The following is a 19836-nucleotide window of genomic DNA, read 5'->3' on the forward strand; positions in this document are numbered from 1 at the left end:
CCAAGATATTATATTAGTTTCATAAGAGAATTGGATCGTTTTCTATCCTTCTAAATTGGTTTTTTTGAAGTCTTATGCTTTTTATTTGGTGAAGACATTCATTCACGAGATTTTTTATTTCGAAGTAAGTGACATTATGAATTGAAGTAATCGAACTTTTGACCATGTCTATATAATTTCCGGCATCAATTAAATCTGTTTCGAGATTTTTAAGAATAGGTTTTTCGATACTTTTGCTTTTTTTGTAATAGTAAATGCAATTATGAAGATCTTCAATTTGACCTTGTAAATCAAATACTGCATTTTTTGAAATGGCACGTCTGTAATAATTCGAAAACTCTAAAGGATTTTCTTCGATCAATTTATCAAAATCTTCAATTGCCCGCGAATGTTTATTTAACTTTTGAAGACACTTTGCTCTTAACTTAAAGACTTTTAAATCAAATCTGGAATTTAACGAATTATCAAAGTATAGTAAAGCCTCACTGAATTTGTTCGACAAATAAAGTTTTTTCCCTTTTTTTAAATCGATCAATTCCTGCGAAGACTTCGATTTAAAAAAGGTAGTCTTAAGTTTTGCTTCCAAGTTGTTAAACCATTTCATATGCCAAAAAATTAGATGGTTAAAATTTTACTGACGCAATTAAATTTTTTTCGGGGATCTAAATTTAGTTGTTTTTTTTCAATCTGATAGCTTTTAGATAAAATTAAATTTACAATTACTTTATAATTAATGTGTTAGAGATAGCTTGAAAGAGAGTTTTCTTGTCCGGAATCATCAAGAAATGCGCCTTGTAATAATCTAATAGCAGCATGTAACATGAGATACTTTTTTAGCATAAAATGTTAAAAATGTGATTTTTATGTGATTTTTCTTAAATATAATAACTATCTTTAATGATATTAACCCGTTACACGGATATAATTCGATCGTTTATCGATTTTCAATAGCTTATATATTATATAAACATTTGCAGATTTCTAAATTCTTGTCTTATGTTTTTGCAATATAAAATATACAGCAATGTCTTTAAATAATACCAATTATCAAAGATCTATTTTTTTAGCAGATGATGATGACGATGATAGAATCATGTTTGTCGATGCCCTGCTTGAAGTAGATCAAAATGTAATTTTAACGCAGGCCGAAGATGGCAAGCAGTTAATAGATATCCTTCAAACGCAGCCAGATTCTTTACCGGAAATTGTTTTTCTCGATATAAACATGCCAAAACTTGATGGTTTTGAATGTTTGCAGGAAATTAAAAAAGATAGCAATTTGAAAAAATTATTTATAATAATGCTTTCAACCAGCAGTGATCCGCTAACTATTGATAAAGCGCTTGAATATGGCGCATCATTTTATGCGGTGAAACCCAGTTCATTTAGCGGATTAAAATCACTTATAAAACAAGTTTTACAGATGGACCCGATTGCGCTGAGCCAAAGTAAAAAGCATTTTAGATTAGTTTAATTTTGTAAATCATTAGAACAAAAAAAATCTGCATAAACTGCAGATTTTTTATTTTTAAAGTAAATATAAGTTATTCAGCGGCCACAATATTCACCGCGTTTAAGGCAATTTCATTCAACAGACAATCCGCTTCTTTTTCTTCGGAAAGAGTCTGTGTTAATAATTTTGCAATATCATTTTCTCCAAGTGTTTTCGCAAAAGCTACAAGAGTTCCATAAGTTGCAATTTCATAATGTTCGATCTTTTGAGAAGCAGCGATAATTCCTGCATCTCTTACAGCTCCAGGTTCTGTTTCTTCCAGAATACTATCTCCTTCTTTTAAAAGTCCTGCCATTGCTTCACATTTTTTTCCTTCTGCTTTATGTTTCAGGAGATCAAAAATTTGGTCTAAACGAGTAACTTGATGCTTTGTTACGACATGATGTTCCTTAATACTTGAAGCAAGCGATGCAGAAGTTGCGTTGGCTGCCATTTTTGGCAATGCCTTTACTAATGCATTTTCTGCCCAATAAATATCTTTCAGGCTGTCAATAAATAGTTCTCTTAATTTTGTTGCAGCATCTTTGGCAGGTTGAACAATTGTTTCTTTACTATTGTTAGCCGATTTTGTATCGTTTGTTTTTTCTGAATTTTTCATAATAATTATTTTAAAAAATTAATTGAATAGGTTAGGTTCGCGATCCCAGAATCTGTGTTTCCCCATAGCGGCAGTAAATTCTTTGGCAAAGCTTTCGGTTGCTACATCGCTTGATATTATTAAGCCCAGATCTTCATTTGTGATTTTTGATGCAAAAGGCGCTGCACTTAATACAGCCGAAGCCGCACCATCGGCACCAATGACTTTACAATGTTTGTAAGCATCGTTTAAAAACTCGTTTACTTCATCGCTGTCAACAAGTACGTTTAGGCCTAATCCATCAGGAACGTAAACAGCGTCAAATAATACTGAAGATGCAGTTAAGAAGCTAAAATCTACATGAAGTTCTCCATCAGTATCGGTAATGATAGATCCTAAATGTGGTGCAATAATACAACCTTTGGCATCTTGTTGTAGCAAAGCATTTTTGATATTTGCAACTGCGGCTTCAGATACTCCGTCGGCACATATAATAGCAACTTTTCTTGAAGCAATTGTAGGGGAGTTGGTGGGGTTATTGAGCATAGTTAATGCATCCGATGACGGTACAGAAGATTCAATTGTTTTAGATTCTTGCTTTCCGTTTTCGTTCTCCGGAGAGACACCATGATTTAGAGGTTTTTCTAGAACTATTGGCACAGTCATTCCCAAACCAATAGCTACTTTTTCTGCTAAATCCTGGTCAACCTGAGATAATAACCCAAGCATTCTCAATCGAATTGCAGCAGTTTCGACCTTACCAAGTTCAAAACGTAAAGCTTTGATGATATGACTTTTTTCGGTCTTTGTCTGGCTATTAAAGAATAGTTTTGCCTGCCCAAAATGATCGGAAAAACTTTCGCTTCTTTCTCTAACTTTATGCGCATCTACACGTTCTTCAAAGCTTGAAAATCCACCTTCGGCAATTTTAGCCTGATAAGGACAACCGCCACCAAGCGAATTTGGATGATAACTTACACGGCCTTTATTAATTTCCTGTCGCATCTGTCCATCACGCTGATTATTGTGTACAGGCGCAATGCTTCGATTAATTGGAATTTCATGAAAATTAGGACTTCCTAATCGTGATAATTGTGTATCTGTATAAGAGAATAAGCGGCCTTGTAATAATGGATCATTAGAGAAATCAATTCCGGGAACAACGTGTCCGGGATGAAAAGCAATCTGCTCTGTTTCTGCAAAGAAATTATCAGGGTTTTTATTCAATACCATTCTTCCCACTATAGTTACCGGCACAAGTTCTTCAGGAACCAGTTTTGTGGGATCAAGTAAATCAAATTCGTATTTGTTCTCATCTTCTGATGGAATGATTTGTACACCTAATTCCCATTCAGGAAAATTACCGGTGTCAATTGCTTCCCAAAGATCTTGTCTATGAAAGTCGGAATTTTTTCCTGAAATTTTTTGAGCTTCGTCCCAAGCTACAGCATGTGTTCCTAATTTAGGTTTCCAGTGAAATTTTACAAAAGAAAATTCTCCTGCAGCATTAATTAATCTAAAAGTATGAACTCCAAATCCTTCCATCATACGATAACTTCTCGGAATGGCCCGATCAGACATTACCCACATTATCATGTGCATCGATTCCGGCATTAATGAAATAAAGTCCCAAAAGGTGTCATGTGCAGACGCAGCTTGCGGAATTTCATTGTGAGGTTCCGGTTTAACTGCATGCACAAGATCTGGAAATTTGGAGGCATCCTGAATGAAAAAAACAGGAACATTATTCCCAACTAAATCATAGATTCCTTCCTGAGTATAAAATTTTACAGAGAATCCGCGAACATCCCGTGCTAAATCTGTAGAGCCACGTGATCCTGCAACAGTTGAGAAACGTGTAAAAACAGGGGTTTTAAGTCCGGCTTCTTGCAAAAATCCGGCTTTTGTTAATTCAGGAATTGGGTTTGTTACTTCAAAAAATCCGTGAGCACCTGAACCTCTTGCATGTACAATTCTTTCAGGAATTCTTTCGTGGTCAAAATGGGTGATTTTTTCCCTTAAAATAAAATCTTCTAATAATGACGGACCTCTTTCGCCTGCCTTTAGAGAATTATTATCATCATTAATTCTAACACCTTGGTCTGTGGTCAAAAACTTATTGGTGCCGTCAGATTTGTTGATAGACAGATCTCTCTGCTTTTCATCCTGCAAATTTTTCATATTGTTTAGTTTTATTGGTTAAAAAAACCTGAAAAAAAAGTTCCCATAAAGTTTATTTCCTATAAAAAATGAAAATAAAACATTATGTAATAATCAGGGTTTTCAAATGTACTCTTACTCTTGTGGCTGTAGTTATAAGATTATAATTCTTACATTATACAATTGCCATTAAAGTATAATTTATTGTAAATCAATATATTGATAGCTGTTTTATTTCGTAAGAAAAACAAGTAATAATATAATAATGCTTTAGAATAATGTAAATAATTTGAATAATGTGCGAAGTAATTTTATCATATTTCAAGGAGAAAAATGAAAAGGTATTATCTGTGCTGATTAACTTCATAAACATAAAATAATTATGAAAACCTTTATACGTAACAATGGGCTTTCCATTTGCTTTTTTGCATTATTTGTGGCGACTTTTGTGGGACAAATTATCTTCGGATTTAAGGAACACAATAAAGAACTTATTGAAAATGGCGCTTCATCGATAACTTTAATAACTTATTTTTCGACTGGGCATTTTATCGAATCTACTTTTGAGAATTGGGAAAGCGAATTTCTTCAAATGGGACTTCTTGTTGTATTAACTATTTTTCTACAGCAAAAAGGATCTTCAGAATCTAAAGATTTTGATAAAGAAGAGGAGGTAGACAGAGAACCTTCGTCTAGTAAAAAAAATGCTCCGTGGCCAGTTAAAAAAGGTGGATGGATTCTGGCAATCTACAAACATTCGCTAACTATTGCATTGCTTTTATTATTTCTGCTATCGTTTTTGGCTCACTTTTACGGAAGTTTAAAAGACGAAAACGAACAGCTTTCCTTAAAAGGTATGCCTTTAGAAAAAGCTTCTCAATATATCGCTGATTCCAGATTTTGGTTTGAATCATTTCAAAATTGGCAAAGTGAGTTTCTTTCGGTATTTGCCATTATAGTTCTTTCTATTTTTCTGCGCCAAATAGGTTCATCTCAATCGAAACCTGTAGATGCTCCTCATACAAAAACAGGTGAATAATTTTTCTTTTTTATCTGATATTTTAGCACTGTCACTGCTTTTTTTGGTGTTTGAAGTGCTCATAATGTTTTGTTTATTAAGTTTTTGTGCGCGACAAGAGTGCAAGTGAAGCCACGGCCAATGATTGCTGAAAACCTTAAATCAGCAGAACAACTTATATAGATAATTAGAGAGATAAAGAGAAATATATCATTAACTCTTTATTAACCATTAATACGGGAAACCGTATTAAAAAAGTAAAGTTTTTTGGTATGTTTGTACCGATTTGATATTTTCATTTCGCTGAGATTCTTATCCTTATCAAATTATTATAAATAAAAATACCACTAGTCTATGAAGAAAATTCTACTCTTTTTTTGTGTTTTACAATCTTTAATAACTTTTGCCCAAAACCCTGCTGATATCGAGCACACCTTTGGACCAGGACCCGGATTTGGAGGTATTGTAAATTGTATGGTAACGCAACCAGATGGAAAAGTAATTATAAAAGGATCTTCTGTTTATAGAGGTGCGATCACAAAATTATTGATTCGTATTAATCCTGACGGAAGCGTCGATCCTACTTTTGATTATTACGGGGAGAATACTTTTGACATAAAAACAATTGTTTTACAGCCTGATGGAAAAGTACTTGCAGGAGGTCTGGATGTATATCAAAAAAATCTCGTAATACGCTTAAATGCAGATGGTAGTAAAGATACTTCTTTTCAGTTTGGAGCCGTGCAGGAGATTGGTGTTTTTGTTAATCTTATAACATTACAACCCGATGGGAAAATACTTTTGGTCAATAAAAAGCAAGCTGTAGAACCTAAGAGACGTTTAGTTCGTTTGAATGCTGACGGAAGTCTTGATACAACTTTTGATATAAAAACCGGATTTGATACTAGTCCTAATGCAGTTGCTGTTCAATCTGACGGAAAAATAATTGTAGGTGGTAGTTTTAGCACTTATCAAGGAGTAGCCCAGAGTTATTTGATTCGTTTAAATGCAGATAGTACAAAAGATACTTCATTTAATATGGGATCTGGCTTCGCCGGTAGTTCGGTTGCGTCTATTGTAATGCAAAATGATGGAAAAATAATTGTAGGCGGTGGTTTTACACGCTATCAGGGAATAAATCAGAAATTTTTAGTCCGTATAAATCCAGACGGAAGCATCGATACTTCATTTATCAGTCCACCTAGTTTTATTTACATAACTAATGAAAGTGTGAATAATATATACTTGCAGCCTGATGGAAAATTACTTGCAAACCTTTATAGATCTAATGGTAATGACGCTGTTTATCGTTTTAATACTGACGGAACTACAGATACCACTTTTTCAATCCCTTCTTTTAGCGAGAGTGCAAATATTCTTACCGGAGCGGCGAATGCGGATGTTAACGCTATAACACTTTTAAATGATGGACGAATCCTTATTGGAGGAAAATATACTTACTGCAGACAAATTATTGATAAAGGTATCGTTTGTCTAAATGCCGATGGAACCAGAAATGCTGCTTTTAACAAAGATACAGGTCTTGACGCTGCGGTGTTTTGTTCGGCGGTACAAACTGATGGAAAAATGCTGATAGGAGGATTTTTTGACAATTATCAGGGAGTAACACAAAAAAAGTTGATTCGTTTAAATGTTGATGGAAGCAAAGACACTTCATTTAATCCTGATTATACATTCAATAATGAAGTGAGTTCAATACTATTACAAGCGGATGGAAAAATATTAGTAAGAGGAAAATTTACGGATACAAGTAATGCAGGCAGAAATTCTCTGGTTCGGTTAAATCCTGATGGTTCGCTGGATACTTCCTTCATTAAAAGATTTGAATATGAGGTTGAAGAAATGGCTTTGCAGCCTAATGGCAAAATAATCGTAAGTGCTTTTGTGGATAGTTATCCGAGCTTACCTTATAGAAAATTATTTCGTTTGAATATCGATGGAAGTGAAGACAAATCTTTTAAACCCGGAAATGGTTATGATTTTACCAAAGCTTTAATTTCGTCTATTGTAGTACAACCAGATGGAAAAATACTTTTAGGAGGTTCATTTACTACTTTTAACGGAGTTGCTGAAAAGTATTTGATTCGTTTAAATCCTGACGGAAGTAAAGACACTTCCTTTAATATCGAAGCGCTGCATGATACTGCAATTAATGTTAGTGATATAGTCTTACAGCCTGACGGGAAAGTAATTGTAAACGTTGGATTTTCTACCGCTCAGGTAAATTATCAAAATTATTTGACTCGTTTAAATTCAGACGGAAGTAAAGATGCTTCATTTACTCCGGGAGCTGTAACTGAAAATGTGGGAACAGGATATGCTGGTACCATTAATTCTGTGATTTTGCAACCTGATGGAAAAATACTTTTAGCAGGAGAATATAATACTTATCAAGGCGTTACTCAAAACCGTTTAACACGTTTAAATACGGATGGAACGATAGACAATACCTTTGACGCAAAAACAGGATTTGGAAGTCCGGTTTACACTTTATCTTTATTTCCTGACGGAAAAATTAATGCAGGCGGAGTATTTTCAGGTTATCGAGGTATTGCGACTTCTTATTTTATTCGTCTGAAAGGTACTTATGTCAAACCTACCGTAAACGCAACAACGATCCAAACCAATTTAACCTGTCCTGGCAATCAATCCGGTTCAGCTTCGATAGTAACAGTTTACGACGGAAAAAGTCCTTATACTTATCTTTGGTCAACTGGCAGAACAACAGCGACCGCTACCGGATTACCAGAAGGAAATTATTGGTGTAAAATAACAGATGCCAATTCGGAAACAGTAACGAAGAATTTTGTCATAATTACAGATTCTGATATTGAAAAACCTACTATTATTGCTCCTGAACCTGTAACCGTAAATTTAAATACAGGTTGTACAGCAACACAAGTTTCATTAGGAACTCCTGTAACAAGAGATAATTGTACTATAACTTCGGTGACAAATGATGCTCCAACAGAATTTCCGTTAGGAAACACAACAGTAATCTGGACAGTAAAAGACGCAAACAATAATACTTCAATCGCAACTCAAACAGTTACAGTAAAAGATGTTACTTTGCCTACGATTACAGCACCGGCGCCTGTAACGGTGGAAGTTGGAGAATATTGCAGCGCTAAAGATGTAGTATTAGGAACACCAACAACGGCTGATAATTGTTCTGTCGCTTCAGTGAAAAATAACGCTCCAAAAAGTTTCCCTTTAGGAAAGACAACCGTTACCTGGACTGTAACTGACGGAAGCAATAATAGCGCAAAAGCAACACAAATAGTAACCGTAAAAGATACAACTCCGCCAACTATAACAGCTCCTGCAGATGTCGTAGCAGAAATGGAGACAAATTGCAGCGCAATAAACGTTGCATTAGGATATCCGGTAATAACAGATAGTTGCGCAAATGTTTCAGTTACAAATAATGCTCCCGGAAGTTTTCCTGTCGGAAAAACAACAGTAACCTGGACAGCAAAAGACATAAGTAATAACATTGCCACAGCGACCCAAATAGTAACCGTAAAAGGTATTGATGTAACAATTACATACAATGCAGGCAAACTATCTGTTGCCGAAACTGGTGCTACATATAAATGGATGACATGTAATAACGGAACATTTGCACCTATTGCAAATGAAACTAATCCTGTTTTTACACCAAAGCAATTAGGAAGTTATGCTGTTGAGGTTACAAAAAACGGATGTTTAGCAAGAAGTATTTGTTTTGATGTTACAGTTCTGGGAACAAAAGATTTCGAACTTCAGAATTCATTCAAATTGTATCCAAATCCGGTTAAAGATTTCATTACAATTGAAACAAATTCATCAGATAATTCAAAATTGAATGTATTTGATATAAATGGTCAAATTATCTTATCGAAAGAATTAAAAGCAACATCGACAAAACTAAATATATCTAATTTACCAACTGGAGTTTATATGTTTCAGATTTCAAATGAAGCGGGAATTGTAACCAAAAAAGTAATTAAAGATTAAGTTTAATACTAATATAAAAGTTTAATCTTCTTTGAATAGAAAAAGCCGAAAATCAATGATTTTCGGCTTTTTTATTATGATCTCTTGTTCTAAAAAGAATGCAAAAAGAAATACATTTTTACAAAATTACTTAAAAGTTTAATTAAGAAAGTAATTAGAAAAATCCGTTTTTATCAGCGTTTTCGCTTTAGCGAATCCGTAAAATCAGCGTCTAATTTTGACGCGGATAAAACAGATTTACTTCGTAAAAACACGGATAAAAACGGATTTTATTTGCAATAATTTTATTTTAAAATCTAAAAAGTAACGCTTAGTTCTTTGAAAGTGTTTCAGAAATTTTATCTCCCAACGCTTTTAATTTCTCAAAGGTTTCATTAGAAATTAATTCTTTATCAATGTTAACCCTTAATTTTCCTTCTTTTAATACAAAAGAATAAGCGGTTTGACCATCATTATCTTTCTTCCAGATTTTGCTGCCATTTTTAGTAGATTCCATTGTGTTGTCTAAGTTATCAGACAATAATTTCTCTATTTTTTTACTTTTCGAAGCATCGAAATTTGCCAATAAAGAATAAGAATCATCTGAATTAGAAATCGAAACAGATGAAGAAGATCTTGTCGTTTTTGTTTGTGTCGAAGGCGCTTTTGCAACAGCAGTTGTATTTCCCGTAGTTGCCGTTGCTGTTTGTGCGTGAGCTAAAGTTCCCCAAATTAAAAGGGTTAAAAATAAGATGAATTTCATAATATAAGTTTTAAGTTTTTATTCGTTGTTAGTAGTAAATTTAAATCCCAAACCTCGAACGCTTGGAATAGAAATGTCCGGATCTTCACTAAAATATTTCCGAAGACGGCTGATAAAAACGTCCATGCTTCGTCCAGAAAAGAAATCGTCATTGCCCCAGATTTCTTTCAGAATCTCTTCGCGTTTGAGCAGTTTATTTTTATTGGCATACAAAAACCGAATTAATTTTGCCTCTTTTTCGGTAATTTGATGTGTTATTTTTTCATGCGAAAGTGTATAATTATCACCATCAAAAACATATTTTCCAATAGAAAATACCATAAGTTCCGGCGTGTTTTTTACGGCAGTTTTTTGACTTCGCCTTAGAATGTTTTGAATACGCAATATCAATTCTTCGACTTCAAAAGGTTTTACAACATAATCATCGGCGCCAAGACGCAAACCTTTTATTTTATCCTCTTTAAAACCTTTTGCCGTTAAAAAGATAAAAGGAGTTTCGGCATGTTTGTCGATAATGTTTTCAGCCAGCGTAAAACCATCCATGTGAGGCATCATGACATCCAGAATACAGATATCCGGTTTCGTGTCCGGAAATATTTTCAAAGCTTCCTTACCGTCTTTTGCCCAGGTTACATTAAAACCCGAAAATTCAAGATATTGTCTTAATATAGAAGCATAATCAAAATCGTCTTCGACTAATAAAATATGATGTTTCATACCGGAATTGTAATGGTGAATAATGATCCTTTTTGTTCTTCGCTTTTAACGCTAATAGTTCCTTTATACGTTTGCACCAATTGTTTTATGTAGAATAATCCAAGACCAAGACCTTTGTTATTGTGAATATTCCCTTTTTCGACTCTGTAAAATTTATCAAAAATCGAAACCTGTTCCTGAACCGGAATACCTTTTCCGTTGTCAGTTACAGAAAGAATGAAGTTTCCTGTGGTTAATTTTAAATCTACCAAAATTTTAAAAGCGCCATATTTTACCGCATTATCCAGAAGATTTATCAAAATCGTATTAAAGTGAAAACGATCCATTGAAATAGAAAAAGCTTCTTTTTGGCTTGTAAATTCAATAGATATATCTGGTCTGGAAAGCTCAAAATCTGCAATCATATCTTTAATTTCTTCACTCGTAACCTGAATAATATCTTTATTGGCAATAGGCGCTACAGAAGCTTCAGTTACCTGACGAAATAATTTTTGCAGTCTTTCATTTTGCCTTGCAATCATCGCCAGCGTATTTTTATAATGTTCCGGAGTCATTTGTGCGTCTTTTCGCTGCAATGTTTTGATTGCGAGATCCATTGTAGCAAGCGGCGTTTGAAACTCATGCGTAATATTATTGACAAAATCCGTTTTGATATCTGCAATTCGTTTTTGAGTGATGAGGTTTTTGAGTGACATATAATATAAGAAAACCACAAACGCCATCAATAAAACAGAAAAGATTAATAAACCCGCCATTTTCGAAATAATAGTTTGCTGCAATTTTTCAAAATTATAATAACGATCACTTTTTACAACCATCGTAAGTTCGTCTTCCGTATTTTGAGTTTCCCAACGTCCCATCGAAGAGAGAATTTGGTTCTTTTTTAGAGTATCATTCGCCAGAACTAATATTTTTCCTTTAAATAAAGTCTCTGGTTTTCCATGATTTATAATAGTAACTGAATTGATATAAACCGAATAACTAATGGGATAATCTTCAGGTTGCGCCTTCCTTTTCATGTAAGCATTCATAGCTCTAGAAAGCGAATCTCTGTTGCTGATAATGTATTTGGTATAATCTTGCTTTGTTGCATTTCCTTTCACATATTCCTTTACATATTTTTTTGATTGATTTATCCATGTATCGTTCAGATTTTCGCATTCATCAGTATCTTCCAGACGCGCAATTTGTTTTTTAATGGCCGTATTTATCTCCTTTTCATTTAATTTATAAGTATTGTAGATAAAATAGCCTTGAATTGTAGCCAAAGCAATTACTGTAAAAATACAGGCACCAATTAAAAGCATTATTTTTCTTTTCATCTATTTTCAATGTTTTGATTAAGAAAGGAAATCAGTTTGTTTTACTAAAGCAAAGCTATTGCATTTTTGGCTTTTTCAGATTAAAAATACTACCGTTAACCGTACTTTAACCAAATCTGTAAACCATAAATCAGGCAAACCCGCGTCACGATTAAAATGCCTTTACCAAAAGCTTTTTTGCGTTTACAAACTGCTTTTCAACTTCTGGTGTTTAACCCTTCGTTAACCCTATATTAACCATTTTTGGAAAATGATTTAAAGAGATTTGCATCAAATAAATCATCAATGAAAAAAATAATCATGTTACTGTTGTGGGGGTCTTTTGCGGGATATTCGCAGGAAGTTTCCCTTTCTGGAAAGGTAATCAACGGCTCTAATCAAGCCGTACCTTTTGCAGATGCTTTGCTTTTGCAGACAAAAGATTCTGTAAGTTATAAAGAAACGCAGACAAACGAATCCGGTGAATTTCGCTTTAGCGGAATAACAAAAGGAGATTATCTGCTAAAAGTAAAAACGGTTGGTTTTGAAGAATATTTCAAAAAGATAACCATTCAAAAAGATACCGTTTTAGGAATCCTTTCTTTAAAAGAAATTTCGAACAATCTTGACGGAGTTACCATTACCACAAAAAAGCCAATTGTAAAACGACTAACAGACAGACTCGAGTTTGCTGTAGAAAATTCATCACTTTCTTCAAACAATGCCTGGGAAATCCTAAGTAAAACACCAAGCGTAACGACAAGTTCTACCGGAGCAATTAGCATTCGCGGAAGCCAAAGTATACTGGTAACAATCAATGACAAAAAAATCTATTTGAGCGGAGAAGAATTAAAACAATTTCTGGAAAACACGAGTGGAGAAGAGGTAAAATCGATAGAAGTAATTACCAATCCGCCTGCGAAATATGAAGCGCAGGGAAGTGCCGTTTTGAACATTAAACTAAAAAAGAATCTTTCATTAGGTTATAAAGGTTCTGTCAATACCGCATACATACAATCTATTTATCCAAAAGGAGTTGCATCGACAAACCAGTTTTATAAAGGAAAAAAATTGTCTCTTGCAGGAAGATATGGCTTTGGAGCTGGCGTCTATGTCAATGAAGGAACAGATGTTGTGCATTATCTAAAAGAAGACGGTTCGATCGATTCACGCTGGGAAAGCATTATGAGGCGCAAATCAAAATCATTGCAACAACATTCGTATCGACTTCAGGCTTCTTACGAAATTGATTCTCTAAATACGATTTCTGCCGGAGGAACAGGATTTATAGCACCAAAACAAATGGGAGATTTTACTGTTCCAACGTTTATTTATGGTTCTAATGGCGCTTTGGATTCCCTTTATGTAACCCGAAATAATCGTAGAACTCCGTTACGAAATAATGCCTATAATATGTCTTTTGATCATTTGTTTAATGCAAAAGAGAAAATATCCGTAACGGCAGATTATACTGCATATTGGCATCAGGAACGTCAGGATATTGCTTCTGAATTTTCACTTCCTGAAGAAAGTCCTTATCGCACAACACGTTTTATAAGTGATAATGTGCAGGATATTCAGCTTTTTTCGGCTCAGACCGATTATTCGAATGAAAAAAACGGCACATTTGAAGCAGGATTAAAATTCGGAAATGTACAAGCAAAAAGTAATCTTGATTATAAAGACGAAATCAATGGCGATTTCGTGAATAATCCAAACCGAACAAGTCTTTTTCTTTATGATGAATCTATTTTGGCAGGATATACAAGTTATGACAAAGAATTTGGAAAATGGAGTCTGAAAGCCGGTTTACGTGGCGAATACACAAGTTTGAGAGGAAATTCGGTGACAACTTTTGAAGTTAATGAACAGCATTATTTTAAGCTTTTTCCAACAATCTACGGACTTTATAAACCTGCAGATGGTCATGAAATTGGTATTTCGTACGGAAAACGAATTGCGCGACCGCAATACAGCCGATTAAATCCATTTCGTTCCTATTATAATTCATATTCTTATTTTACGGGCGATCCAAAATTATTGCCAACAATAAGTCACAATCTTAGTTTGCTTTATACGCTGAAAAACAAATACAATTTTGACCTTTTTTACCGTTTAGAAAAAGATCCTTCGATGGAAATTTCTTATCAGGATTATGAAACCAATATGCTCGTGTATCATTTTACGAATATTAAAAAAGATTTTGCTTTTGGACTAGAATTTAATACGAATCTAACTTTATATGATTTCTGGGAATCCGGAATTCAAGCAGGATTAAGTTATGTCGAAGATAGTTTTCAGGGCAGAGACGGGAATTTACATAAAAACGGAAAACCTACATATAATACAAGTATTAGCAATCATTTTGTTCTGAATAAAAAGAAAGAATTAACCGCAGAACTAAACTTTCAATACAATTCTTCATCAGTTCAGGGGACTTTTGTTTTTAGTCAAACCTCAAATCTTTCGGCTTCTATTCGAAAGAAAATATGGAAAAGCAATGGCGAAATATATGCGATCCTTTCAGATATTTATCGTGGCGAAAAAGAAAAAGTCGCTACAGATTATGCAGATCAATACAATTATTTCTTGTCTTATGGCGACACTCAAAGTATTAGAGTAGGTTTCAAATATAATTTTGGAAACCAGAAGTTGGAAAACAAAAAGAAAGAAGGTCAAACCGAAGAACAACAAAGATTATAGTTAACCAAGTCCATTTTTAACGAAATGGACTTTTTTGATGTATTAAAATTTATAAAATTGATATATTGTATTTAAAATACTATTAAAAATAATTCTCAAATTAGTAAGACCTCAATATTTTATAACGTTTAGTAAGATAAATAAAATATCTATTTGCTAATATTAGAAAATTGATAAAACTTGCTTAGATCTTCCTTAAGCTTTGGGATTTTTTCGACACATGAGTTAAATTTGTGAAGTGCGAAAAGTTATTATCTACATATTCATTTTTCTAATCGTATCCAATATTGGGTTCTTTCAGCAATTTTATAAATTGCCAATCCTAATCGAACATTACAATGAACATCAGCAAAGACAAAATGTGAGCTTTATTGATTTTCTCGAAATGCATTATTGGGGCGAAGATTTAAACGATAATGATAATGATCGCGATATGCAGCTTCCTTTTAAGCATATTTCCAGCGCTTCGTTTCAGCTCGTTTTTGTTCCTGCCGAAAAACACACATTCGATATTCTTTTTAATAGTGATTTTTCAGAATCACGCATAATTCCGTTTACTTCAAACTTATATTCTGATCCCGCTTTATTTTCGGTATTCAGACCTCCTTTGGCATAATTTAATTTTCGAAGATTTTTATTGTGGTTAAGGCATTTTGTGCTTTGATCACAACATTATTATTTCAAAAAAATTAAATCAAAAGATGCTTAATAAGATCATTCAATTTTCAGTTAAAAATAAACTGGTAATTGGGGTTTTCACTTTGCTGTGGATTATCTACGGCGTGTTTGAAGTTACCCGTTTACCAATTGATGCCGTTCCTGACATCACCAACAATCAGGTTCAGATTATTACAACAGCGCCGTCTTTGGGCGCAGAAGATGTAGAACGTTTAATCACTTTTCCGATAGAACAAGCGATTAGTAATATTCCGCAGCTTAAAGAAAGCCGTAGTATTTCCCGTTTCGGACTTTCGCTTGTAACCATTGTTTTTGCCGATGATACCGATGTTTATTGGGCGCGTCAGCAAGTATCTGAACGTTTGCAAAAAGTAGAAATTGCAGAAAATGCCAGTATTCCTGAAATGGCTCCGGCAACAACAGGATTAGGCGAAATTTACCAATATGTTTTAAAACCACAAGCCGGTTATGAAACTAAATATTCTCTCGAAGATTTACGCACCATTCAGGATTGGACGATTCGAAGACAACTTCTTGGAACTCCCGGAATTGCTGATGTAGCGACCTTTGGAGGAAAGCTAAAACAATATGAAATTGCCGTAAATCCGTCGAGATTAAAAGCGCAAAACTTAACGATAAAAGAAGTTTTTACGGCATTGAGCAGTAATAACGAAAATACCGGTGGAGCTTATATCGAAAAAGGACCAACCGTATTATACATCCGAAGTGTGGGTTTAACCCGAAATATTAAGGATATCCAGAATATTATCGTCAAAAATACACAAGCGGGAACTCCAATTTTAATAAAAGATATTGCCGAAGTAAAAATGTCTTCAGCAATACGTTACGGCGCTTTAACAACAGATGATATTGGAGAATCTGTTGGTGGAATTGTCATGATGCTTAAAGGTGAAAATGCCAATAATGTTATCGTTAATGTAAAAAAACGTGTTGCCGAAATTGAAAAGATTTTACCAAAAGGTTTAAAAATTGAACCGTTTCTTGATCGTACAAAAATGGTCGATAACGCAATTGGAACGGTTCAGAAAAACTTAATCGAAGGCGCACTAATTGTAGTTCTGGTTTTGGTACTTTTTCTTGGGAATTTACGCGCCGGATTTATCGTCGCTTCTGTGATTCCGTTAGCGATGTTGTTTGCCATTATTATGATGAACACCTTTGGCGTAAGCGGAAATTTAATGAGTCTTGGAGCGCTAGATTTTGGTTTAATTGTCGATGGCGCCGTCATTATTGTCGAAGCCATTTTACATCATATTCATAGTGCCAAAAAATACAAAGGAATCGATACTATTTCGCAGGAAGAAATGGACAAAGAAGTGACAGGTTCTGCAGGACGAATGATGAATGCTGCGGTTTTTGGACAAATCATTATTCTGATTGTTTATCTGCCAATATTATCCTTAGAAGGAATCGAAGGAAAAATGTTCAAACCAATGGCACAAACTGTTGCTTTTGCGATTTTGGGAGCATTTATTCTTTCGCTTACTTATGTGCCAATGGTTAGCGCCTTATTTATCAGTAAAAAGATCAGCCATAAACCGAATCTTTCTGACCGAATCATGATAAAATTAGAAGGTTATTATGAAAATTGGTTGTCTAAAGCTTTAAAAGTTAGAAAAGGAATCGTCGTTTCGGCATTTGTTTTATTCGGAATTGCATTGTTGCTTTTCAGTAGAATGGGAGGAGAATTTATTCCGCAACTAGAAGAAGGTGATTTCGCAGTAGAAACCCGATTATTGTTAGGAACTAATCTTTCGACGACAACAGAAACGATTCAGAAAATTTCATCTGAACTTAAACGTAAATATCCCGAAGTCGAAAAAGTAGTTTCGAGAATTGGTAGTGCCGAAATTCCAACTGATCCAATGCCAATTGAAGGCGGAGATATGATTATTGTTTTAAAAGACAAATCAGAATGGACAAGCGCTTCTTCGTTTCCGGAACTCGCAGATAAAATGACCAAAACGGTAAAAGAAGTTGCGCCCGGAGTTACAACAGGATTTCAGTTTCCGGTACAAATGCGTTTTAACGAATTAATGACGGGAGCAAAACAAGATTTGGTTTGTAAAATTTACGGAGAAGATCTTGATAAACTGGCGAAATACGCCGAACAATTGGGTGCGATCAGTAAAACGGTCGAAGGCGCAACAGATCTTTATGTCGAAAAAGTAACAGGAATGCCACAAATCGTAATTGATTATGATTGGGCAGAAATGGCGAAATACGGCATTTATGTTTCGGATATTAATCAAACTGTAAATGCTGCTTTTGCAGGAGCTGTAGCCGGAAGTATTTACGAAGGAGAAAAACGTTTTGATATGGTCGTAAGAGTAGAAGCAAGCGGAAGAAAAGACATTTCTGACGTTCGAAATCTATTAATTTCTACGCGCTCCGGAATGCAGATTCCGTTGTATCAAGTGGCTTCGGTAAAAGAAGTTGAAGGTCCAAATCAGATTCAGCGTGAAGATGCAAAACGTAGAATTATTGTTGGTTTTAACGTAAGAGGTCGCGACGTAGAATCGATCGTCGAAGAATTACAGAAAAAAGTCAATAGCCAGATCAAATTCGATCCAGGATATTATATCACTTATGGTGGAACTTTTGAGAATCTGCAACAGGCAAAATCACGTTTAGGAGTTGCAGTTCCGGCGGCTTTGTTTATGATTTTGGCGTTGTTATACTTTGCTTTCAGATCTTTTAAAGAAGGAATTATCATTTTTACCGCAATTCCATTATCGGCAATTGGTGGAGTTTTTGGATTGGCGTTGCGCGATATGCCTTTTAGTATTTCGGCCGGAGTTGGTTTTATTGCCCTTTTTGGTGTGGCGGTTTTAAACGGAATTGTTTTAATATCTGAGTTCAACCGAATACAGAAACAGGGCGAAATTACAGATCCGTTTCAGATTATCATTACAGGAACAAAAAACAGATTACGTCCCGTATTAATGACGGCTGCCGTGGCATCTTTAGGATTTTTGCCAATGGCTTTGAGTAACGGAGCAGGAGCAGAGGTTCAACGCCCGCTGGCAACAGTAGTTATTGGCGGTTTGATAACGGCAACTTTGTTGACACTTTTTGTACTTCCGGCGATTTATTTAATGACGTATCACACGAAGGTATTTTCGAAAAAAATCAAAAAACATAAAATGGATAAATTGACTTTGTTGCTTGTCGCTTTGTTTGTTACAGCTTCAGTTCAGTCGCAACAAAAGCCTGTTTCTTTAGACGAATCTTTGTCAATTGCGCTTCAGAATAATCGAAGAATTAAATCGGCGCAATTGAACGAAAGATCAAAAGAACAATTGCAAAAATCAGCGTATGATATTCCAAAATTGACTGTTGATGCAGATTACGGTCAGTTTAATAGTGGCGTTAATGATACGAGATTTGGCGTGAGTCAGACATTTGCTTTTCCAACACTTTACAGCAATCAGAAGAAAGCTTTACAGGAAAATTATAATGTGGCAAAAGCAGCGTCGCAACTGACTTCGCAACAAATTAAATCGAATGTTCGAAGCTTGTTTTACTATTATATTTGGCTGAATAGTAAAAAGGAATTATTGGCTTACGCCGATTCTATTTACAGATTGATGGAACAAAAATCGGATTTGCGTTATAAGGTTGGAGAAACTAATGTTTTGGAGAAAAGCGCTTCACAATCGGCAAGACAATTTTATACCAATCAGCTTACGATGGTCAATAAAGATATTGCGATTACGCTGAAATCATTCAATACTATACTCCAGGATAGTATCGTTCATGTTCCAACTTCGGGAAATATCAAAACCGATTTTAATCTTTCGTTAAACGAAAAAATAAATACGGCTGAACTTCCTCAAATCCAACTTTCGAATCATGAAGCCGAAGCCGCAAAATGGAAATGGAAAACGGAACAATCAAAACTAATGCCGGATATTACGGTTGGTTATAATAATCTGAGTATTATTGGTGCACAAACCAATTCTGCGGGACAAGAAGTGTATTATAATAGCAGTGACAGGTTTAGTTATGTGAATTTTGGATTGTCGATTCCGTTGTTTTTTTCGAGTCAATCTTCTCGTAATAAAGCGGCTAAAATTGAATATGAAAATTATAAAATGATGGCAGAATCGGTGAAAGTAGAAATGACTACAGAAATTGCCAATGCCGTAAGCGAAGCCGAAAAGTATAAAGAAAGCCTGAATTATTACGAAAACGAAGGTCTTAAAAATGCCACGGTAATTATTGACGCAGCAAATAGTCAACTAGAAAACGGAGACATTGATTATTTGCAATGGGTTTTGGTCGTTAATCAGGCGATTACCATCAAAAATGAATATCTCGACAGGATAAACGACTATAATAAAGCGATTATAAACCTGCAAACTCTTAATAATTTATAAAATA

Annotated in this window: 12 protein-coding genes; 6 read left to right on the top strand and 6 right to left on the bottom strand. The window is 34.6% G+C overall.

The window, feature by feature from the left end; all coding sequences use genetic code 11:
- Positions 1-19: 19 nt before the first annotated feature.
- Positions 20-604, bottom strand: coding sequence for a hypothetical protein (locus WN975_RS04505; protein WP_337965425.1), 585 nt, complete (start codon positions 602-604; stop codon positions 20-22).
- A 420-nt stretch (positions 605-1024) separates the two neighbouring features.
- Here WN975_RS04505 and WN975_RS04510 point away from each other — a divergent pair, with 420 nt between their 5' ends.
- Positions 1025-1474: a response regulator gene (locus WN975_RS04510; RefSeq protein ID WP_337965426.1), complete on the top strand. Its 450-nt coding sequence runs from the start codon at positions 1025-1027 to the stop codon at positions 1472-1474.
- 70 nt (positions 1475-1544) lie between these two features.
- On the opposite strand, the gene WN975_RS04515 is transcribed toward WN975_RS04510, so the two are convergent.
- Both WN975_RS04515 and WN975_RS04520 read right to left on the bottom strand, forming a co-directional pair.
- Positions 1545-2111, bottom strand: coding sequence for a ferritin-like domain-containing protein (locus WN975_RS04515; RefSeq protein WP_337965427.1), 567 nt, complete (start codon positions 2109-2111; stop codon positions 1545-1547).
- A gap of 18 nt (positions 2112-2129) precedes the next feature.
- Positions 2130-4271, bottom strand: a complete 2142-nt coding sequence (locus tag WN975_RS04520) for a catalase (RefSeq protein WP_337965428.1) — start codon at positions 4269-4271, stop codon at positions 2130-2132.
- A 361-nt stretch (positions 4272-4632) separates the two neighbouring features.
- On the opposite strand from WN975_RS04520, the gene WN975_RS04525 reads away from it, so the two are divergent.
- Together WN975_RS04525 and WN975_RS04530 are read left to right on the top strand one after the other, a co-directional pair.
- A complete protein-coding gene (locus tag WN975_RS04525) occupies positions 4633-5289 on the top strand; it encodes a hypothetical protein (protein WP_337965429.1) in 657 nt (218 codons plus the stop codon).
- 333 nt (positions 5290-5622) lie between these two features.
- Positions 5623-9288 carry an HYR domain-containing protein gene (locus WN975_RS04530; RefSeq protein WP_337965430.1) on the top strand — a complete coding sequence of 1222 codons (3666 nt, stop codon included), beginning with the start codon at positions 5623-5625 and terminating at the stop codon, positions 9286-9288.
- Between the two features lie 310 nt (positions 9289-9598).
- Here the strand turns inward: WN975_RS04530 and WN975_RS04535 are convergent, their stop codons facing one another.
- From WN975_RS04535 to WN975_RS04545, 3 genes are read right to left on the bottom strand one after another with little or no spacing between them, the layout of a single operon-like run.
- Positions 9599-10030 (bottom strand): hypothetical protein, encoded by a 432-nt coding sequence (locus WN975_RS04535; RefSeq protein ID WP_337965431.1) that lies wholly within the window; start codon positions 10028-10030, stop codon positions 9599-9601.
- Between the two features lie 18 nt (positions 10031-10048).
- Positions 10049-10747 (bottom strand): response regulator transcription factor, encoded by a 699-nt coding sequence (locus WN975_RS04540; RefSeq protein ID WP_337965432.1) that lies wholly within the window; start codon positions 10745-10747, stop codon positions 10049-10051.
- Positions 10744-12069, bottom strand: coding sequence for a HAMP domain-containing sensor histidine kinase (locus WN975_RS04545; protein WP_337965433.1), 1326 nt, complete (start codon positions 12067-12069; stop codon positions 10744-10746). The genes WN975_RS04540 and WN975_RS04545 overlap by 4 nt, the downstream gene beginning before the upstream one ends.
- A 285-nt stretch (positions 12070-12354) precedes the next feature.
- On the opposite strand from WN975_RS04545, the gene WN975_RS04550 reads away from it, so the two are divergent.
- The 3 genes from WN975_RS04550 (at position 12355) to WN975_RS04560 (ending at position 19832) form a co-directional block, all read left to right on the top strand.
- The gene (locus WN975_RS04550) at positions 12355-14751 is read left to right on the top strand and encodes an outer membrane beta-barrel family protein (RefSeq protein WP_337965434.1); all 2397 of its coding nucleotides are present in this window, start codon (positions 12355-12357) and stop codon (positions 14749-14751) included.
- A gap of 313 nt (positions 14752-15064) precedes the next feature.
- Positions 15065-15367: a hypothetical protein gene (locus WN975_RS04555; RefSeq protein WP_337965435.1), complete on the top strand. Its 303-nt coding sequence runs from the start codon at positions 15065-15067 to the stop codon at positions 15365-15367.
- 85 nt (positions 15368-15452) lie between these two features.
- Positions 15453-19832, top strand: coding sequence for a CusA/CzcA family heavy metal efflux RND transporter (locus tag WN975_RS04560; RefSeq protein ID WP_337965436.1), 4380 nt, complete (start codon positions 15453-15455; stop codon positions 19830-19832).
- Positions 19833-19836 lie beyond the last annotated feature (4 nt).

This window comes from uncultured Flavobacterium sp. (assembly GCF_951805225.1).
Classification (GTDB): domain Bacteria; phylum Bacteroidota; class Bacteroidia; order Flavobacteriales; family Flavobacteriaceae; genus Flavobacterium.